The organism is Chitinophaga polysaccharea (assembly GCF_007829335.1).
GTDB lineage: Bacteria > Bacteroidota > Bacteroidia > Chitinophagales > Chitinophagaceae > Chitinophaga > Chitinophaga polysaccharea_B.
The window spans coordinates 1-19363 of the sequence record NZ_VIWO01000006.1; the positions used below are offsets into that span (position 1 = coordinate 1).

Annotated in this window: 12 protein-coding genes; 1 reads left to right on the top strand and 11 read right to left on the bottom strand. The window is 47.1% G+C overall.

From position 1 onward, the window contains the following. The 4 genes from FHW36_RS19245 to FHW36_RS19260 form a co-directional block, all read right to left on the bottom strand. Nucleotides 1-899, bottom strand: an 899-nt coding sequence (locus FHW36_RS19245; RefSeq protein WP_246121192.1) for a DUF6443 domain-containing protein, incomplete at its 3' end; no start/stop codon positions are given. 19 nt (nt 900-918) lie between these two features. Beyond that, nucleotides 919-4308 (bottom strand): RHS repeat domain-containing protein, encoded by a 3390-nt coding sequence (locus tag FHW36_RS19250; protein ID WP_186452532.1) that lies wholly within the window; start codon nt 4306-4308, stop codon nt 919-921. Between the two features lie 397 nt (nt 4309-4705). Beyond that, nucleotides 4706-6397 carry a sodium:solute symporter family transporter gene (locus tag FHW36_RS19255; RefSeq protein WP_145671219.1) on the bottom strand — a complete coding sequence of 564 codons (1692 nt, stop codon included), beginning with the start codon at nt 6395-6397 and terminating at the stop codon, nt 4706-4708. Nucleotides 6398-6525: 128 nt separating this feature from the next. Further along, entirely contained in the window at nt 6526-7407 is an 882-nt protein-coding gene (locus tag FHW36_RS19260; protein WP_145671220.1) for an inositol oxygenase family protein, read from the bottom strand. A gap of 132 nt (nt 7408-7539) precedes the next feature. On the opposite strand from FHW36_RS19260, the gene FHW36_RS19265 reads away from it, so the two are divergent. Next, nucleotides 7540-8553 carry a LacI family DNA-binding transcriptional regulator gene (locus FHW36_RS19265; RefSeq protein ID WP_145671221.1) on the top strand — a complete coding sequence of 338 codons (1014 nt, stop codon included), beginning with the start codon at nt 7540-7542 and terminating at the stop codon, nt 8551-8553. On the opposite strand, the gene FHW36_RS19270 is transcribed toward FHW36_RS19265, so the two are convergent. Genes FHW36_RS19270 through FHW36_RS19300 form a run of 7 tightly spaced genes read right to left on the bottom strand, consistent with a single transcriptional unit; the run spans nt 8540 to nt 19346 of the window. Then, nucleotides 8540-10159, bottom strand: coding sequence for an IPT/TIG domain-containing protein (locus FHW36_RS19270; protein WP_145671222.1), 1620 nt, complete (start codon nt 10157-10159; stop codon nt 8540-8542). The genes FHW36_RS19265 and FHW36_RS19270 overlap by 14 nt on opposite strands. An 18-nt stretch (nt 10160-10177) precedes the next feature. After that, entirely contained in the window at nt 10178-10876 is a 699-nt protein-coding gene (locus FHW36_RS19275; RefSeq protein ID WP_145671223.1) for a fasciclin domain-containing protein, read from the bottom strand. A gap of 18 nt (nt 10877-10894) precedes the next feature. Beyond that, nucleotides 10895-12358 (bottom strand): RagB/SusD family nutrient uptake outer membrane protein, encoded by a 1464-nt coding sequence (locus tag FHW36_RS19280; protein ID WP_145671224.1) that lies wholly within the window; start codon nt 12356-12358, stop codon nt 10895-10897. 22 nt (nt 12359-12380) lie between these two features. Further along, nucleotides 12381-15635 (bottom strand): SusC/RagA family TonB-linked outer membrane protein, encoded by a 3255-nt coding sequence (locus tag FHW36_RS19285; RefSeq protein ID WP_145671225.1) that lies wholly within the window; start codon nt 15633-15635, stop codon nt 12381-12383. 31 nt (nt 15636-15666) lie between these two features. Next, a complete protein-coding gene (locus FHW36_RS19290) occupies nt 15667-16701 on the bottom strand; it encodes a DUF5007 domain-containing protein (RefSeq protein WP_145671226.1) in 1035 nt (344 codons plus the stop codon). An 11-nt stretch (nt 16702-16712) separates the two neighbouring features. After that, the gene (locus tag FHW36_RS19295; protein ID WP_145671227.1) at nt 16713-17849 is read right to left on the bottom strand and encodes a carbohydrate-binding protein; all 1137 of its coding nucleotides are present in this window, start codon (nt 17847-17849) and stop codon (nt 16713-16715) included. A 12-nt stretch (nt 17850-17861) separates the two neighbouring features. Further along, entirely contained in the window at nt 17862-19346 is a 1485-nt protein-coding gene (locus FHW36_RS19300) for a RagB/SusD family nutrient uptake outer membrane protein (protein ID WP_186452533.1), read from the bottom strand. Nucleotides 19347-19363 lie beyond the last annotated feature (17 nt).

Genomic DNA, 19363 nt, shown 5'->3' on the forward strand with positions numbered 1-19363 from the left:
TCCACTGCTTTGGGAGGAATCACAAAACGAAGGTTGCCTAAGTCATCATAAGCATAGTACGTACACAACCATCCCATATGCCCGGTACCAGGCGTAGCAGATAATTGTACTTTCTTGAGCACCATCCGGTTTTCTTTGTCTTTGTACTCCACTACCTGATTGCCAGCTTCATCGATCGCTACATTCTTATATAACTGGCCCGCGGCATATACGCGGCCGGCGACACTGGTAGGTATTACCTGGCCGTTTGCGAAGTCCCATATTCTTACAGAGTCACTGGCAGCATTTACCAGGTACTGGTTCTCTACGTACTTATTTCCACCCCGTTCTACACCAGCAGGATTGTTCTTTGCCCAGCTGGCCCCAGGAGCATATGTTTTCAGCACCCGGTTTAAAGGAGAGGCTTCGAAATCAACACTGCTGTAATGCACTTTTTCACCCGGCGTTTGGGATAAGTAAAAAGTGTTTTGTGCATTAAACGGATCGGTTTTAAACTTCCCATCGGCGGTTCCGGGAGCCACATAAGGCAGGTACTTCTGTTGTTCCCTGCCAAGGGCATCGTATATAACCGGTGCCACCAGGTCCTTTCCTCCCGGGGTAATGGCTTTGGATACTGTTTGCAATGGCCTGCCAAGACCATCAAAGTATTGAGTAGTTTGCCGCACCTGGTCTACCGTACGTGCGGCAGCCGTAACATAGGCAGTATCCGTAGTGGCTACCGCCGGCTCCCAGGTACGTACGTAGTTGATAGTAGTATTAGTATACGCCGCTGGTACAGCTACCGGCGTGGCTGCCGGCCGCACCGTGGATGTTGGAGTTTGTGCACCCGCCATTACTCCTGCACCTAGCAACAGCATAATAGCCACCAGCTTTTTATTTAAAATAGGGATGTTTTTCATGCTACATTCATTAAGGGGATTAACGCAACAGGGATTGATACTGGTAATCGAATTGTTTAAGGATGCTTTTATTCTGATCTCGGATCACTTTCAGTCTTCCCATTTCATCATACTCGTAATAGATCGTTTTACCAGATGGATCTGTTTCACTGGTCATACCAAACAAAGGAGTATAGGTGAAAGTGGTCACCAAAGCCTGTGGCAGGCTCGTACGAATACCATTTAAAGCTGTCCTTAACTGATCGGGAGTATAACTATCCGTATTGGTTAAATAAGCTGGAGCGATATACTTCATCACCGTATCGTAGGTACTACCCACAATCTTGGCTACAGGAAATTGCTCATTATAACCCCACAGGTATACCTCACGGACGTCATTGGCATTAGCCTTCTCTTGTATATTTCCTTTAGATGTATAAGAGATCACGCTTACCCGGTCCTCTGTCGGACTATTAGTGATCTGCTCTTTCAGGTTTTGAAAAGCGATGATCTGCTTATCAGGCCTGGTAAACATATAAGATACCGTTTTCTGATTCATTTGCCCAGTGCCTACCTTCTTTGTTAATGATATGATCGGGGCAACCATATTTCTGTTAATCATGCTGTCATATACCGCGCCCGTTCCTTTAAGGTCCAGCGGGTAAGTATAGGCCATTGACTGCACTTTTCCACCACTCTGGTTTTCCGACACATCCCTGATCATAACACGATTTGAATCATTGATATAAGAATAGGTCTGCATCTTTTCTACCAGCTTGCCTGAGTTATCACTGGCGTATGTTCTTTCGGTTGTTGATTGCAATGCCTTTCGCATAAAAACAAGTGGGTATCTCTCTATATCCAGGCACGAAATTTCATCAGCTGAAGGTGGATCATATTGGCATAAAGTTGTTGTCAATTTCCTGGTATTATAATTATATATATTGGCCTTAACGGAAAAATCGTAAACATTTTCGATAGCCTTCAGAAGCTGTAAGGAGTCGACACCAGCAGCAGATACCTTCTTATACATATTGGTCTTGGTTTCCCCAATCATAAAATCGCCATAAGCACAACGTGGTGTTCCAAAAATCCTGTTACCCTCTACTATATTGGAATTCAGGATGTCATTATAGGAAAATATGTGCTCAGTTGTCTGCTTTTCTTCTACCCCGTCCATGGTCTCAATAACAGATGAATGGTAGGCACCAGATCCCCCAAGGATGGTGGTAGGCGTTATAATGCTATTCCCGATATACAGGTATATAAGTGTTGCCTGCGGGTAGCATGGAAAGAAGTCAACTGGGAATGGGCCACTCGGGTAAGTACAGGCTGCAAAAAATGGGCTGGTTACGTTTTGATACATGTCCCTGCTAAAAGCAATCCCAAATGTCGAAATAGTAGAATCTTTGAGGTGCATATATTTAAATGACCGGTTACCGGCTTTCACTCCATCACTTGTGTAGGAAGTAATGCCAGATACGCTGACACTACCAATGGCAATAATTATTGGAATAGTATCTGCCACCTGGCCTTCCATCACAAAGTCCACTGACCCATTTGTACAACCACCTACTACGGTGAGACTCAAAATATATTGGCCTGGGTCGAGCAACAATGACAGGGAATCTGATTTATCAAGACCGGCCCCTCCTGTAATTACAGTCTTCAGCGTTGCTGCTTCTTTAATAGTGAAGGTGGCTTTCTGATGGATTGGGTCATAATTACAATCCGGGTTATTAGTATCAAAGTTTGCGCTGGTATATGCATTGACCATCTGACGGAAGGGAATTGTTATGTTTTGCGTAACAGTAACCGCTCCTGTTAAACCAGTACCTTGGGTAATCAGGTTTTCATGTTGGAAATGCTTAACTATTTTAATATCAGGTCCCTTATTATAACTATAACCGATCGAATCGTATCCCCCGGTCGGATAAATTATCTTCTTTAATAGCCCATAAGTCATCAGCGTCGTATCCGGCGTGCGATCTCCAAATCTCGCCCACCCGCCAACAAGATTATTGTAAATTCCTGGATAGTCATTACTGATATCTGGCATCAGGTATTTATTTGATAACTTACCATTGTAATAACCGTAGAAATCCTGTGCGCCCGACCACCGTTGCGGCAGATCATTGCCGCGAATATAATCGAACTTATACCTCAATAACTTACTGGTATCTACCAGGCTGCTTCCTCCCATTTGGCATTCCTTCAGGTACAACCGATATTTTAATGTTGTATCTGATATCATCTTCTTTTCCCCCTGAAGGAAAGCGTCATTAATATCCGTGCTGGAAAAATAGTCTTGTACCAGGGCCATTTGCTTAATTATTTGTCCCTGGTTATTTTTTACGTAAATCCCATTTAACGCAAGTCCACCGCCGTCCTGCCTACTAGTGTAATTAAAATCAACGCTTCCATTGGTAAATGTAATATGGCTCAAAGCCTTACCTCCAATTTGATTTTTGGTGATCCCACAGCTATAACTGCTTGTCTTCAGAAGAGGAGGATCCGTACAAACAACGTGCGCTTGCGCTTCATAATAGAGAATACTAAACGATTCACTTAAATTCGCCAGGTAAGTATGCGAATAATCTGTATAGCTCAGCTGTATGGTATCCTGGTTCGGTTTGATGATGGAAGTCAGGTACCAGGAGGTAATTACCGGATCTGGAAATGGCTTGGGTCCAACGTATCCACTTTCAATAGTAGCGGAAGTTTCCCCAGCATTAAATGTATATACAATACCACTCTCGTCTGTAACCTGGAAACCACTGGTCAACGTCGCCCCAAGCTTTTTTATCTGCAAATTCGTGGTATTCAGGCTTACAGGTTCATTATTCACATCCATGATGAACTTTGCATCAATACCATTCATACTAATAGAAAACAAATCAGACTCCTTATCCGCATTCGATTGTTCCATCGCATAATTATAGATAGGTACAGTCCAGGTACGAAAATCCGTATTGAAGTTATTATACACCTGACCCCACTCCGCCCTCTTCTCATCTGGCTTTCCCAATACAATCCTTGAAATCGCCCCGCCACAATTAAGACTCCAGCCTAAGCCCACGTTCGACGCCAATTCATTCACCCTGATTCCATTGGAGGCATAATTGATCGATATCGGCAAACTTAAGAACCTGGAATTGATGGTATAAAAGGGAATACCCACACTCGGTGTGCCAGTCGACAGATTCACGCTCGCATCACCTCCTTTATTAATGGTAGCCGCATTCGGCGACGGCAGCAATATCCGGTTAGGCTCCAGGTTAGGTGCACCTCCCGCGGGTTCCGTGGCGGCAGCCAAAGATGGAGCTAAAGCCCGCTTATGTGTCACATCAGGCAAAGAGTCCGACGTCTGGGCAAAACCTCCCATCACCACTCCTAAAAAAACACCCAGGAACAAAACAGATTTCCACATGAAAGGTAAACCGCATAATCTATCATTATGCCCGGGACCAATAACCATTTCTCTATTATCAGTTGAATTTATAATTACCATTGACGGCGATTTTGGTATAAGGGGAATAACACCAGGAAATTCCTGTTGCATTATCTTGGGGATGTTAAAATATATACTAAATATTCACAGACTAGGTCAAACAACGACTCATAAGTACAGAAATTTTATTATGGGTTACGAAAATGTTAACAATCAAATTACCTCTCTAAGGTATACAATTTTAAAATTAATCTAAAATCTTTCACTAAAATACCCCTCCGCCACGCACCCTACATGCGCACGCGAAAAAACAGCCATGGTCTTCCTACCAACCATAACAAGCAAACAACAAATTAGATTTAGCGTATATACCTGCCTACCAGAACCGCACGTAAATCACCGATAATAACAACAAAATAGTAACCGCCAATATAACCGACGACGGCTTCAATTTAAACATCTCATAGTCCAGTGCAAACGCCTTGGCGCTCACTTTCGGCCCCGCCAGGCTAATGGCCACCATCACCAGCACCGTGGTCAGGAACGACCACCCCAGGCTGATAAAAAATGGAATCTCGTATACACCGCTGGCATTGTGGAACGCGGAATACAACATCGTTTCCGGTCCAAATACTTTCACTGCTACCTGGTTAAAAAACAGCGAAGCGGCAAAACCCGTGATGATACCGGCAATAGCAGCGGCGCCACTGGTACGCTTCCAGAACATGCCCAGTATAAATGTGGCAAATACACCCGGACTAATAAAGCTGGAATACTTCTGTACAAAGGTATATCCTCCTGCGCCGCCGATGTCCAGCACATCGTTCCAGGTAAAGAACACGCCGATAACGATGGCCGCGATAATGGTTAAACGACCTACCCACACCAGCTGCTTTTCGTCGGCCTCCGTGTTGATATATTTCTTATAAACGTCTAACGTAAAAATAGTGGAGATACTGTTCGACTTGCCCGCCAGCGATGCTACGATGGCAGCAGTCAATGCGGCGATAGCCAGTCCTTTTAACCCTGCCGGCAACAAGGTGAGTATGGCGGCATAAGCGCCATCTTTATGCCCGCCTTCCAGCTGCGGCAAATGCCCATGCTGGTATAATACATATGCTACAATACCTGGCAGCATTACTATTACCGGCATCAATATTTTTAATAATCCCGCGAATAAAATACCTGTACGCGCGGTCTGCAAATCCGCACCCAGAGCGCGTTGCGTAATGTACTGGTTACAACCCCAGTAATTGAGGTTGCTGATCCACTGCCCTGCTATATACATCCCGAAACCAGGGAGTATCAGGTACTTGTTCACATAGTCTTGCGGCGCATCCATTGCAGGCTTCCTCAACATCATATGAAAGTGGTCCGGCGCTTCTTTCATCAGAATATTAAAACCGGCGAGTACATCTTTCCCCAATCCAAATTTTTCACTTACTACTGTTAATGCCATATATGTTGTAGCCAGGCCACCAATAATCAATACGCCTACCTGTATTACATCAGTATAACCAATAACTTTCATTCCTCCCAGGGTAATAATAATGGAGAAGACGGCCAGCGCCAGCATCACCTCATGGAAATAAGCACCGCCTAAAAGCCCGTTGATGGCCAATGCCCCCAGGTATAAAATGGACGTGAGGTTCACAAATACATACAGGAATAGCCAGAATATCGACATAATCAACGCCACTGTTTCATTATACCGCGTTTTCAAAAACTGCGGCATGGTATATATCTTGTTTTTGATGTATACCGGCATGAGAAAAATAGCTACGATAATCAGTGCTGCCGCCCCTACCCATTCATACACAGACACGGCAATGCCTACAAAAAAACCGTCGCCGCTCATACCGATGAACTGCTCTGCTGAAATATTGGATGCGATAATGGAGGCGCCAATGGCCCACCAGGTCAGTGAACCCTCTGCAAGGAAGAAATTCTTGGAAGCACTCGTTACACCTTTCTTCTTCCGCTTGTAAATCCAGTAACCATAGGTAGCAACAATAATAAAGTACAATGCAAACACCAGGTAGTCCTTGAGGACAAGTTGATAACTCATAAGTGGATCGATAACGCGGGTATAAAATACCTAGACTGAATATAACCATTCCGGCGTGGAAAACTTAAAAAATTATCGGGTTGGATGTAATGGCACCCATACCCGATAATGCGATATTATCTGACTAATCAGAACTTCAATGTAGATGGCAGGTATTTAGCCACCAGGTCTTCATAATATGGTTTTAACTCTTTCCAGTTAGGCGGGTTGGGACTTTTGGAATACAAGTCATACGGATTAAACAAATCCACCCACTTAAACATTTCCACATCATGCGCATTCATCAGGTGACCATAGGCATGCTCTCTATGCTGCGGGTAAAAAGAGTGATAACGCAGCATATACAGCCCCGGCTCCGGCAGATGCGGCTTCATGATCTGGTAAATATATTCATCGTGCCCCCAGCTCATATGCACATTATCCAGTCCGCAATTGGGCTCGTACACACCGTATTTGGTATTGTAATCCGGGTTGTTGATATCCGGGTTGTTCTTGAAGAATTCAGGAAAAACAATCTTGTCGGAAAAAGCACAGCCCACCGGGAAAGTATCTCCCACTACTGCCCATTGTGGCTCGCCAAACAAACATAGCACCTTGCCCATGTCGTGGAATAAACCGGTTAACACCATCCAGTCGGGGTGGCCATCCGCACGGATAGCTTCTGATGTTTGCAGTAAATGCTGGAACTGATCCAGGTCGGTATCCGGGTCAGAGTCATCTACCAGCTGGTTCAGGAAATCAAAAGCATCCCATACCGACATCTCTCTCTTGTTGAAGGAAAGAAACTCCTGTTCTTTCTGCCGCACAAAGGCGTACGACTGGTAAGTATGATTCAAACGGTAAAATTCGCGTACGGTATCGCGGGGAGGCGCATCGTAATTCCGGAATTCACTGGTGCTTTTTTCCTTGTTGATATTGGCAGGATCGGGATAGCGCTCCAATAAATCATCTTCCCATTGGTCCAGCGATTGAAGAGGTGCAGGATTAGGCTGCCCATTAACGTTATCCATAATATCAGGTTTTTAAAAAGTTCGTGGAAAAGCAGGAATAGTTCCTTTGCTAAATATGCAATCTTTTTAAAAATCTTCCGCATAATAGAATAACTTTATTTACTTAACCGATTAAGTAACATAGGGTAAAATATGGAGAATGTCACGATCCGGATGCTGGCAGAACGACTACAACTGTCGACTGCCACTATTTCGAAAGCATTGAATAACAGCCACGAAATCAGTGAGGAAACCCGGCAACGGGTGCTGGCACTGGCTGCCGAGCTCAATTACGTGCCCAATCCATATGCCAGCAGCCTCAGGAAAAAGGCCAGCAACACCATCGCAGTGGTAATCCCCGAAGTAGCCGACAGCTTCTTCGCCGAAGCGATCAACGGCATCGAAGCGGTAGCCCAGGAAAAAGGATACCATGTGCTCATCTATCTCTCCCACGAAAACAGCCAGAAAGAACAAACCATCCTGAAAGATTTTCAGAGCGGCCGCGTAGATGGGGTCCTGATTTCGGTGACTACAGAAACTACGGCTACCGGGCTGGAACAACTGGTCCGCGACAAACCCGTGGTATTTTTCGACCGGGTCTGTGAAGAAGTAAAAGCAGCCAAAATTACCACCGATGATGCCACCGCGGCCTACCGGGCCACCACCCACCTCATCGCAGGCGGATGCCGCCGTATAGGGCTGTTATCGGCCTCCCGGCAACTCTCTATCAGCAACAAACGCGCAGAGGGATTCCAGCAGGCACTACTCGACCATCAACTGCCCCTTCTCCCCAACGCCATTACTTACTGCTACAATGAGAGCGCCGCTAACTACCAGCTGCTGAAAACAGCCTTCCTGGAAAATGACTATGACGGCATTATCGCTACTACGGAAAAGCTGTCTACTGCCGTATACGAGGTATGTGAAGCCCTGCAATGGCGCATCCCGGAAGACTTACAGGTGATAGGATTCTCTAACCTGTCTACCGCCCGCTTCCTCAACCCCTCTCTTACTACTATCACCCAGCCGGCTTTTGAAATGGGCAAGGCGGCAGCCACCCTGCTGTTTCGCGCCCTAAAAAGCAATAACTTCCCATTGCAGCAGCAACAGGAAGTTATTCCCTCTTCTCTCATCGCCAGGAACTCTACCCTGGCTAAGGATAAGTAATACGAACAATGCGGTTGGCAGTACGGAAATCGAACTTCGTAAAACTACCCACTACCAGCAGCGACTTTTCTCCCGCCTGCGGTATCACCCGGCTAACCGTGTTCACATTCCCATTCGCCCCATTATCGCCCACCGCCGAAAATCCTCCGAAACTGTTGTAGGTAGCATGCACGGAGCCATCGGCATTCAACACAATCATATTGTTACGCTGTAGTTTATTAAACTGGGTAAACACTCCACTCAGTATAATCTGTCCACCAGGCATAATACCTACGTTGTTGATAAATCCATCAGTTCCCTCTCCTGCATTGAAACCCGGATCGATCGTCCCGTTTTCATTGATCCGTACAATATGCGGCACCTTCACCCCTCCATACATGTTAAAACTCCCCGTGAGTATAATCTTACCATCGGGCTGCCGCTCCATATTGCCAATAGCCTGGTCAGCTCCGGCCCCGGGCATAAAACTGGCATCCAGTGACCCATCCGCATTCAACCGCGCCAGGCGATTCACAGCCTGACCATTGTACTTGGTGAAAGATCCTGCTATGAGCAGTTTCCCGTCTGGCAATAATAGAGAACGATAGATAAACCCATTGGCCCCCTCTTTTCCCATATGCTTTGCCAAATCGTAGTTATAGGTACTATCTATTCCTCCGTCCGGCATCAGGCGGATCAGCCCATTCACCTGGATGGAATCCAGGTGCACAGAGTCAAGATCCGTACCTACTGTCTTCAGGTTGAAATTAGGTTGCACATAAAACCGGAAATTACCGGTAAGCAGTATTTTGCCATCGTTGGGTTGCACATGCATATTATTCACAGAACCCGATACGCCACCCTTTAAAGCGGAAACGGTAATATCCTTGCCGTTGGGCGATTGTATCCGGTTAGCCGCCAGCGAACCATTGTTATTCAACAACGCTACACTGTTTACATAACTCACACCTTCGTAATTATTGAAAGAACCAGCCACCAAGTACTGATAGCCGTTCACCGACTGCGGCAACGCTACAGCACTTGCTACGGTGCTATTCGTGCCGTTCTTGGCATCAGGACCGAATGTACCGTCTACCGTGCCATCATGATTGATCCTGGCTACGCGGTTTAACTTATCCTTTTTACCGGAATTGCCATAATCGGTAAAGTCGCCCACCACCAGGTATTTCCCATCTTCCACCGGGATAATGTTGTTGATGGCACCATTGGCGCCTACCAGGCTGGGATACAGCGTATCCATTTCAAATACGCCTGTTACCCGGAAAAATGGACCGAAAAAATATTGCTGGTCCACCTGGGCGGCCACATTACCGGTAGCTGCCTGAGCTGGCACTTTTACTCGTACAGTCGTATCCGTTAGTGATATTATTGCTGCTTTTACGCCATTGAATAAAATAGCTAACTTATCTTTATTCTTCTCAAATCCCTTCCCGCTGATCATCACTTCTTCTCCTACCCTCGCGCGGGTGGGGCTAATTCCGTCTTTGTTAATATAAATAGCCGGCACCACTGTTTCCCGGTAAGGATCGTTGCCCTTACGAACGGTGTCCTTCTTACAGGCCACCATCCCTGCCAGCAACGCGATGAAACAAATATATCTCTTCATATAAAATGCATTATTGGATTATTGGTTCTGTAATGCCTGCTCAGCAGTCCATAAAAAATCGCCCGCCCGGAAACCAAATACATGATTGTAGGCAAGTGCATGTATATAGCCATTGGTAGGCTGTATATCCGAAGAGGCCACATAAGCATATGGGTTGTTAATAAAATTAACCGGATCGTATGTGATATCGGTCAGCAGCAATATCCGGGCGCCTACGGCTTCTACATTGTTGTAATTCTGGTATACCAATCCTATATTCATAATATAACCGTTATCCATCACATAGTTAATGCCCGGATAGGCGTATACGTTAGCCCGGTCGATACGTGCAAAACTTTTCGCCGGATGTTTTCCCCGCATGATATACCGCTGCAGGTACTTCTTCCATACGCTTCCGGGAACATCCGCCAGCTGCACGCTGTCTTCCACATTCCGGTACCGGTAAAAGTTCAGGTCGGCCAATGCGCGGCCGATGCTCTCGTCAGTAGGCGCAAAAAAAGTAACGGAATCCTGCTGTAACGTCGCTTTCAATCCTGCCTTTTCTACTACGTAGGCAAGGGTATCAAACTGGTACGGGTTATTTACCAGGTAATCGTAGATGGTTCCGTTATAATGAGGATCTGCCACCCCTCCATCGATATAATAATCCTTTTTACAGGAAGATATAAACAGCCCCGCCAGCAGCAGGATAGCATTTATAAATAACAGCTTTCGCATACACACTTAGTTTAACGGTTATTGTATCCAGTACTGGTTGCGGGTAATGAGCGGGTTATTGGCCACTGCATTATTGGATATCGGGTACGTCCAGGCCCTCCGCTCCATCTGTTCGGGCGTCAGCGGGTTTTCCGTTGCATTCTTATCCATCACCCTGCCGGTACGTATCAGGTCATACCATAAATGTCCTTCTCCCATCATCTCTTTTTCTCTCTCATAGAATACCGCATCCTGCAATGGTTTACCACCACCGCCGGTATACAACTTGGCGCCAGCCCTGTCGCGTACGAGGTTCAGCATCTTGATCGACTCAGCTGTTTGACCGAGGTAAGCCAGCGCTTCTGCTCTCAGCAGGATAATATCGGCATACCGGAATAAGATGAAATTGGCATCATAATCCCGGCTGATAGGATCGGTGATGGAAGAAAATTTCAGGAACATTGGCGTCTGATCATTGCTGTAAGGATTATAAAACCACAGGTCCATGCGTTTGTCAGGTTCGCCCCGCGGATAAACGCGATCCAGGTGTTTAACCATGGGTGTAATTTCGCTGCCTCCGTTCAGGTAGTCATGGATATAAGGTTCGTGCAATGTCCACTGGCAGATCAAGGAATGGAACTTGCCGCCGTAGTTGGCGTCCAGCGATAACTCAAAAATCCCTTCTTCAGAACGCCCTTTGAAAATGGCTTGAAATGTTTCTTTGGTATAAGGCAGCAGCTTGTATATATTCAGGTCCATCACCGCTTTCCCCAACTCGGCGGCCTGTTGCCAATATTGCTGCTCTTTGCCTTTATCAAAGCCGGCTGCCCACATATTGATATGCGCCATCAATGCCAATGCTGCACCCTGCGTGCCTCTCACCGCCCGGTTGGTGGGATCTTCATAGGCCAGCGGCAAATCATCTTTGCACGCAGCCAGGTCTTTCAAACAAAAATCCAGTACGGTGAGCATCTGCTCCCGTGGCTTTAATTGGGTATCATAAGGGTCTATTTGCAAGGGCACATCTCCATATAACCTTACCATATAAAAATAGATGAAGGCCCTGAGAAACCTGGCTTCAGCCACTAGTGCCTTTTTATCGCGGGTGGCAAAATTAGGATCGGTAATACCGGGAATTCTGTCGATACATAAGTTGGCCGCCGCAATGGCCTGGTAAAACTCCTTCCAGTCCTGTGGATTGTCTGCCCCATCGCCGTTGCCGGTACTGAGCATTTTATTGGTGCCTACTGCCCGCAGGTTGTTCTTGGAAAACCAGTTCCAGTTACCTGCCCTGAAATCGCCCACATTGTATAAAATACCGGCGGTAAACTTGCCCAGCAATATGCTGTAGGCACCGGAGATAGCCTTCTGTGCATCTCCCTTCGTTTTCCAGAAATCATTCCCGGACAAGGTATCCAGTGGTTTTACTTCCAGGAATTTCTTACAGGCGCCCACCCCTATCAGCAAACAGGCTAACGCGCCGATGATATACCATTTTCTCATCTGAAAATAATTTTTAAGGTCATTAGAATTGAGCGCCTATACCAATGGTGAAACTCCTGGCATTGGGATACCCGTTGATGTCATCCCTTCCCAGCGAGGTAACCGTTTCAGGATTAGGTCCTGTATACTTCGAAAACATCGCCACATTATAAGCGGTGAAATAGGCACGCAGCAAGCGTAACCGGAGCTTTTTCATAAAATCGAAACCCCTGAACTGGTAGGCCAGCGAAATCTGGTTGATCTTGAAATAAGAACCATCTTCCATATACAGGCTCTGGTTCAGCCGGTTGGGCTGCACCATCGCATCGCGGTAAAAAGAGCTCACGATCGCCGGGTGCGTAGCGCTACCGCCGTTGGCTTTCCAGTAATCAATAAGACTGATATCATACAGGTTAACCGGCCCCTGTACGCCGGCATTGGTGGGCGTATACTGCACATAAGGGTACAACAAACGGTTGATCCTCGCGGCTATGGCGTTGTTCAACACACTGCGGTCGTAAAGGTAACTGCAGTAAATACTCAGGGAAAAATTCCGGTAGCTGAATGTATTATTGAAACCACCTACCAGCTTGGGTTCCGGGTTACCCATAATCACATAGTCGGCATCAGTCAGTGAATAATCGCCATTCAGGTCTTTCCAGATAGGATCGCCAGCCTGCAGGAAACCGCCGCCGGCCTTAAAACGTACACCTCTCACCGGATCTACCGGTACGTCGGCCGTAGCGTTGTAAATACCCAGCGTTTCGAACAGGTAGTTGCTCTGAGGATTCCTGCCAACCTTCAATGCCGTTCCCTGGTTGTAGATATCATCCTTATTCAGGTAAAACTGCGAGCCACCTGGCAGCTTGGTAAGCACGCCATCATTATAAGCACCATTCAGCGATACAGTCCACTGAAAACCTTGCGGGTTCAGGTGCACAACAGGACGTACGGTAAGCGCCAGCTCGTGACCATAGTTCACAATGGCGCCGCCATTGACTTGTATCTTGCTATACCCCAGTGAATTGGGCAGGAAATTATCCCGCACGATGTTATAGTTATTTTTGTAGTAAGTATCGTAGATGATTTCCACGCGCCCTTTAAACAATCCTAGATCCACGCCAAAGTTGAACTGGGACGATTTCTCCGGCTCCATGGAAGGATTGGCCAGCACCGAAAACTCCGGGATGATGGAAGTGCTGTTGTTATAAGCCCCGGTGCCTTTGTACACCCCCAGGGAGTTCAACAGGGTGGCCGAAGGCCGGCTGTTAACACCATAGGTAACGCGAACAGACCCATAGTCCAGCCAGCTCCATTGCCGCATCAGGTTTTCCTTATTGAAATTCCACCGAAGGCCCACAGACGGATTCTTCGTATAGGGGTTATTGATACCGGCGGCTGAACTGCCATCTAGCCGGTAAGCCAGGTCTATACTATATTTGGTGCGGAAGTTATAAGACAGGAATCCCGCCCAGGATGCAGCGTGATAAACATACGATACCGGCGTACCATTCACATTCACCTCCGACGCATTATTCCAGGGATTGCCCGGGTAAAAACGGGGCGAATATCCCCTTGGCCCCCAGTAGTAGTCATTCGGACCATTACGCACATCCCTCACATGCTGATCATCTGATTTCAGGTTGATTTCACTAAATACGCTGGCATAAATATTATGCCCCTTTTCCTGGTCCCGCTTATTGGTACTGTAGCTATAGTTAACGCCATTGCGGGTGTTTAGCTCATCATGCCGTCCTACGAAACCATATAGCCCCGTAGCGTTGTTGTTGGAAAACGACATATTAAACCGGTCACGCGTATCTGTATAATAATCGTACGACGTGGTGGAATTAATCCGCAGCCCGCTCAATAGCTCGTAATCCACATCCAGGAAGCCGCGTATATTCACGGTGTTATTATCATCCACGTTATTTTCATATCCGTCCAACTGCGGATTCCCTATAAACTTAGACGGTCCCGGCAACAGCGACGAGGTAAAGGAGTTACCAGCCCCGTTACCGGTTAGGCCTCCTCCATTTCCCCGTTGCTTTTGCCCCAGCGCGCTGAATAACTGCGCGCCTATACGCAGCCGCGGCATAGGTTGCATGTTGAGCTGCATGTTGAGACTATACTTGTTAAAACCGGTGTTCTTCAATACGCCCTGGTTCATCTGGTAGGCGAAGTTGGCCTTGTAGTTCATCTTCACATTACCTCCGCTGATCTGTACATTGTTATTGGTGTTGAGCGTGGTCTGGTAAAATAATCCCTGCCAATCGGTAGAGTTATTGTAGAAAGGATTCAGGCTGTCTGTCAGGAACTGGCTACCATCGGTGGATTTGAGAGAACCTATCTGCGACAGGATATCTCTCGCGTCGTCGATACTCATGGCATTTTGCAAAATGGAACTGATGCGGTAACGACGTTCCAGGTTGCCGCCAATAGTAGGCCGCAGTTTAGGCGGCAGGTTAATGAAAATACTGCTGTTTATATCTATGATCGGTGTGGGAGAGTTACCTTTCTTAGTAGTGACCACAATTACGCCGTTGGCGCCCCTGGAGCCGTACAATGCCGTGGCCTGGGCATCTTTCATCACCTCGATAGATTGTACATCTTCCGGTGGGATCAATGCCAGCGGCCCGGTAGCAGCGCCGGGCTGTAACATGGACTGGGAAATACCGCCATCAAAATCAACCGGCACATTGTCGATCACCAGCAGCGGATTATTGCTCGTCAGGTAGGCCTGGTCGCCACCACCACTTACATTTAGTTGCGATACCCCTCTAACGGACATGGTACCACGAAAACCAGGTGCGCCGGTATTGTTCTGGATATTCAACCCGGCGACTTTTCCCTGCAATAACTCCTGTATGTTGGATACGGGTACATCCTGTAATTCCTTACCGGAAATAACGGCAACAGAGCCTGATACCGTTTCCTTGGTACGCTTCTGGTAACCCACAATTACAGCTTCTTTCAGCGATTTATTTTCGGCCGACAATGTCACATTTAACATTGTTGCTTTGCCAATTTTCACGGTTTCAAAACGGTAGCCAATATAACGAAACTGGATGCTTTTATCGGGATCGGCAGTGATCGTAAACCGGCCATTGGCATCGGTAACACCCAATCCTTTATTGTTTTTGATATCGATGATGGTTACGCCAGGAATACCTTCCCTGGAAGTGGCATCTGTAACCCTGCCCTTAATGGTAACCGCTTGCTGGGCATATACCATGCTCCGGCTGCCTGCCAGCAATAGCAGCAGGCAAATGAGCTTTATGAGGTACCGTTTATTCATGGAACGGAGATTTTAATGTTTACAGAATAGGTTAATCATTACTAAACCGTGGATTCACCTTAAACTTGATGATCACATCCCAGCTACCAGCTTCAAACAGGGCAAAGGTGAGCCCCAGCGAAGCAGGGGTACGTACGCCGTAAGAAATACGCTCATACGAAAAGTTGATGCTCGCTTTCTCGTCTATCCCCACATCTGCCAGCACCGGGAAGGGATTCGGAATATCCCAGGTTACCACTGTACTATCTGCTGTCATCTTGCGGTTAAAGCCAAAATATACCCGCGCGTCAATGGTGTTGCTGCGGTAAGCCAGGCTGTCCCATTTGGTGATGTTGAAAGCGGGCAAACGAATAGGTAGGGAGTCTTTATCAAAAAACTTAAAGGAAATGGTATTCTTTGCCGTACCTGTTTTCCGGAAATAAACATTGATATTTTCCGCTTTCAGCTCGTTGTTAAGCTGGTCTTTGATACCAGATACCGAAGGATGGATAATACCTCCTTTGTCGGCTGCCAATGGCAGGCCCGTCACAGCATCCCACTCATAAGGCTCATAGGGGCGCGGACGGCGGAGGTCCAGCTTCCTTTTCTGAAAAAGCTTCTGCCCTCCTTCATTCTTTACGAGGATATCAAAAGTATATATGCCGGGTTTTAGTACAGCCGTATCCGTTGACCAGAATACCAGGTTGCCGGAATTGGCCTGCAGGTCCATCAGCGGACGTTTTACCTGAATACGTTTGGCATTGATTTCATCTACGCTCTTTTCTGTGCCGCTGTAGTAGGTTTTCCACTGCCAGGTATTAACCTCCTGCTTGAACTCCGGCGCCTGCGCACCATCCGGGCGTTGTATGTTTTGCAACTCAAAAGTGAGTGGCTGCGTGGAATAATCAGGATTGAATTTTCCGTAAGAAACGTTGGCACGGCCGAAATAAGCCACATAGGTATCTCCGTCGAAATTGCAGTTATTACTGAAGTGAGCTTTCTCTTTTGGCAACATAGCCTTGTAACAGCTACTGCCAGCCAGCAACAGCCCTATGGCCATGATATACTTATATACTTGCGTATTCATTGTGGATCGGTTTATAATTTCGTGAAAATGATGCGGTGCAGGTTGAGGTTTGCCTTCTTGATCCGTACCTTCATCTGGTGTACGCCAGCAGGCAGGTCTGCGGTACCAAAGGCGCCCTGCCAGCTTTGCCAGCCCCCCGTACCCTGAATCGGAATTTCATCAGATACTTTTACCCCATCTATCTCCAGGTAAATAATTCCTCCGCCATTACCAGCAATGCGCAGCTCCACTTTGTATTTGCCCGCAGCCTTAATGTTCACGGTATACCTTACCCAGTCGCCATCGCTGGTCCAGCCAATATTGTAGTTGCCTCCCGCGCTGACCTGGTTATCACCCTGCGAACAGTTTTCCGTACCCGGCGCATCAGGGCGGTAGTTATGATTACCATTGGGATTGTTGTAGTGAAACGCTACTTCTTTAGGCCCTTCGTCATAATCAGCCGCATTCACAATACCAGGTATCTCCACCGGGTATCCTAAATAGGGTCCCTGTATAGGTTCCAGCGAACGTGGATAAGCCTTGCCCACAAAGGAGGTAAACCCAAACACATGCCTGCTTTCCAGGATATGCATGATGCCATTTTTGGAGGTGATATCCACGTTTTGCGTTAAAGCTACCGACCAGTCTTTTATAAACCGGGATTCATTGCGGTCGGCAAACTGTATCACCTCTGTACCACCACCTACCTGCCCCGAAGCATTGGTGCCGGCCACTTTCCCATTCATCCCATGCTTGTACAGCGATACCAGGTCGCTGCCGTCGGCATATCGCAGCGAGTCGGCATCTACAATGCCGGCAAGGATGTACCGGCGTAACAGGCTATCCCATACGATATCAGGCACGCTGTCCAACGTCCAGTTGCCGGCATCGCCCAGACGTGCCCGCGCAAAATTCAGGTTGCGCATAGCTGTTTGAATGCTGATGTCCTGTGGCACAAAAAAAGTGACCTTTTCATTTTTCAGCAGGTCCGCCAGGTGTACCCGGTTAATCAGTAATAACAGGGTATCATATAGCCCGTTCTGTTGTTGCAGGAAGTCGTAGGTACTTACCTTTACCTCAGATACCGGCTTGGCATGCCGGTAGTCCTGCAGCCCTTTCTTACAGGCAAAACACCCCAGCAATGCCAGTAGTAATAAATAATTTTTCATGGCTGTAATTGATTATTTCCAGAAACTATTTTGTGTCAGGGATTTGTTGTTGGACAGTGCTTCCTGCGACAAAGGCCAGAAAGCTACGCCCCGGTCTACATCTGCCTGTGTGAGTTTGGTAAACCGGGGAATCCGTTTAAAATGCATGAGATCATACCAGTACCAGCCTTCTCCCATCAACTCCCTCCGCCTTTCCAACAGGATCGCATCCAGCAGGTCTTCTCCCGCTAAGCCCGCATTTACCGCCTTCAGCGAGCGATTGCCCCTTATCTGGTTAAGGTCTTTCTGCGCATCTGCTGTCATTCCTAAACGCGCTTTGGCTTCTGCACGCAACAGGTATAACTCTTCGTAACGAAAAACAATAATGCAGGAGGAATACATCTTCAATACAGGGTCTTTCACACTGGTATTGATTTGTTTTATTTTATAGAAGATGGGATAGGCATCATCCAGCTTGGTGAAAAAATAATCAGCACGCTGCTCATGGGGTTCTCCATAAATTTTTAAGATACTGTCGCGGGGAACATAAATCTCCGATTCCTGCTTGGGGATATACGGATCTCGCAGGGTCCAGTCTTCCAGCTGACCAGTAGAGGATATTTCCGCATGGTCGAAGTTCATATCTATCTGGAAAATATTAGCCGGAATACGGCCACGGAATGCACCATCCAAACGGGTCAAATCATTCAGGCTTACAAAACCGTAGCCGGTATTCGACTGATTATTGATCACTGTATTGGCATATTCCAGTGCCTTGTCATACTGGCCTTTCCAGGTATAAATATGCGCTAACAACGTATAGGCCATCCCTTTAGTAATGGTGATGGAAACATGATGCGACTCTCCCTGCCCCCGGTAATCACCCTGTTGTTCCGGCGATTTCCCATTGTATTTCCAGGGTAGCCCATCTATACTGCGCAGGGCCTCTGCCGCTGCATAGTCGAGCACTTTCTGCCAGTTTTCCCGGGTAATACTTTTGGCAGTACCATCACTCGCCACCGTTACCAGTGGCACATCTCCCCAGATCCTCACCATATAGTAATACAGGAAAGCACGGATATAAATAGCCTGGGCAATATCCAATTGCAGGTCGTTTTTTGAATAGCGATAGTCGGCCATGGTCACCTGGGGTAATTTGGCAATGGTGAGATTGCATTGCGCAATGGCTGTATAAAATCTACGCCAGTCGCGCCATTCATCCATGGTGGAAAAGCTGGCGTTCAGGTTACTCTCTACCACCGCCTGCAGGTCGCCACGCTTGGTTACCTGGAAATCTCCGGCACGTAATTCACCGTATACCCAATGCGCATTTTCATTAGCCATGGCCGCCCGCATCAACGCATAACAGGCAGATAAACCAGCGCGCGCATCATTTTTGGTCTGCCACATATTCGCTTCTGTCAGCGCCCGGTGCGAGGGCACATCTAACATTTTTTTGCACGACAACATACCTACCGCCAGGAACAGGAGCATTCCGGCAACAGCAATATTTTTCATGATCTTGGTTTTAAACA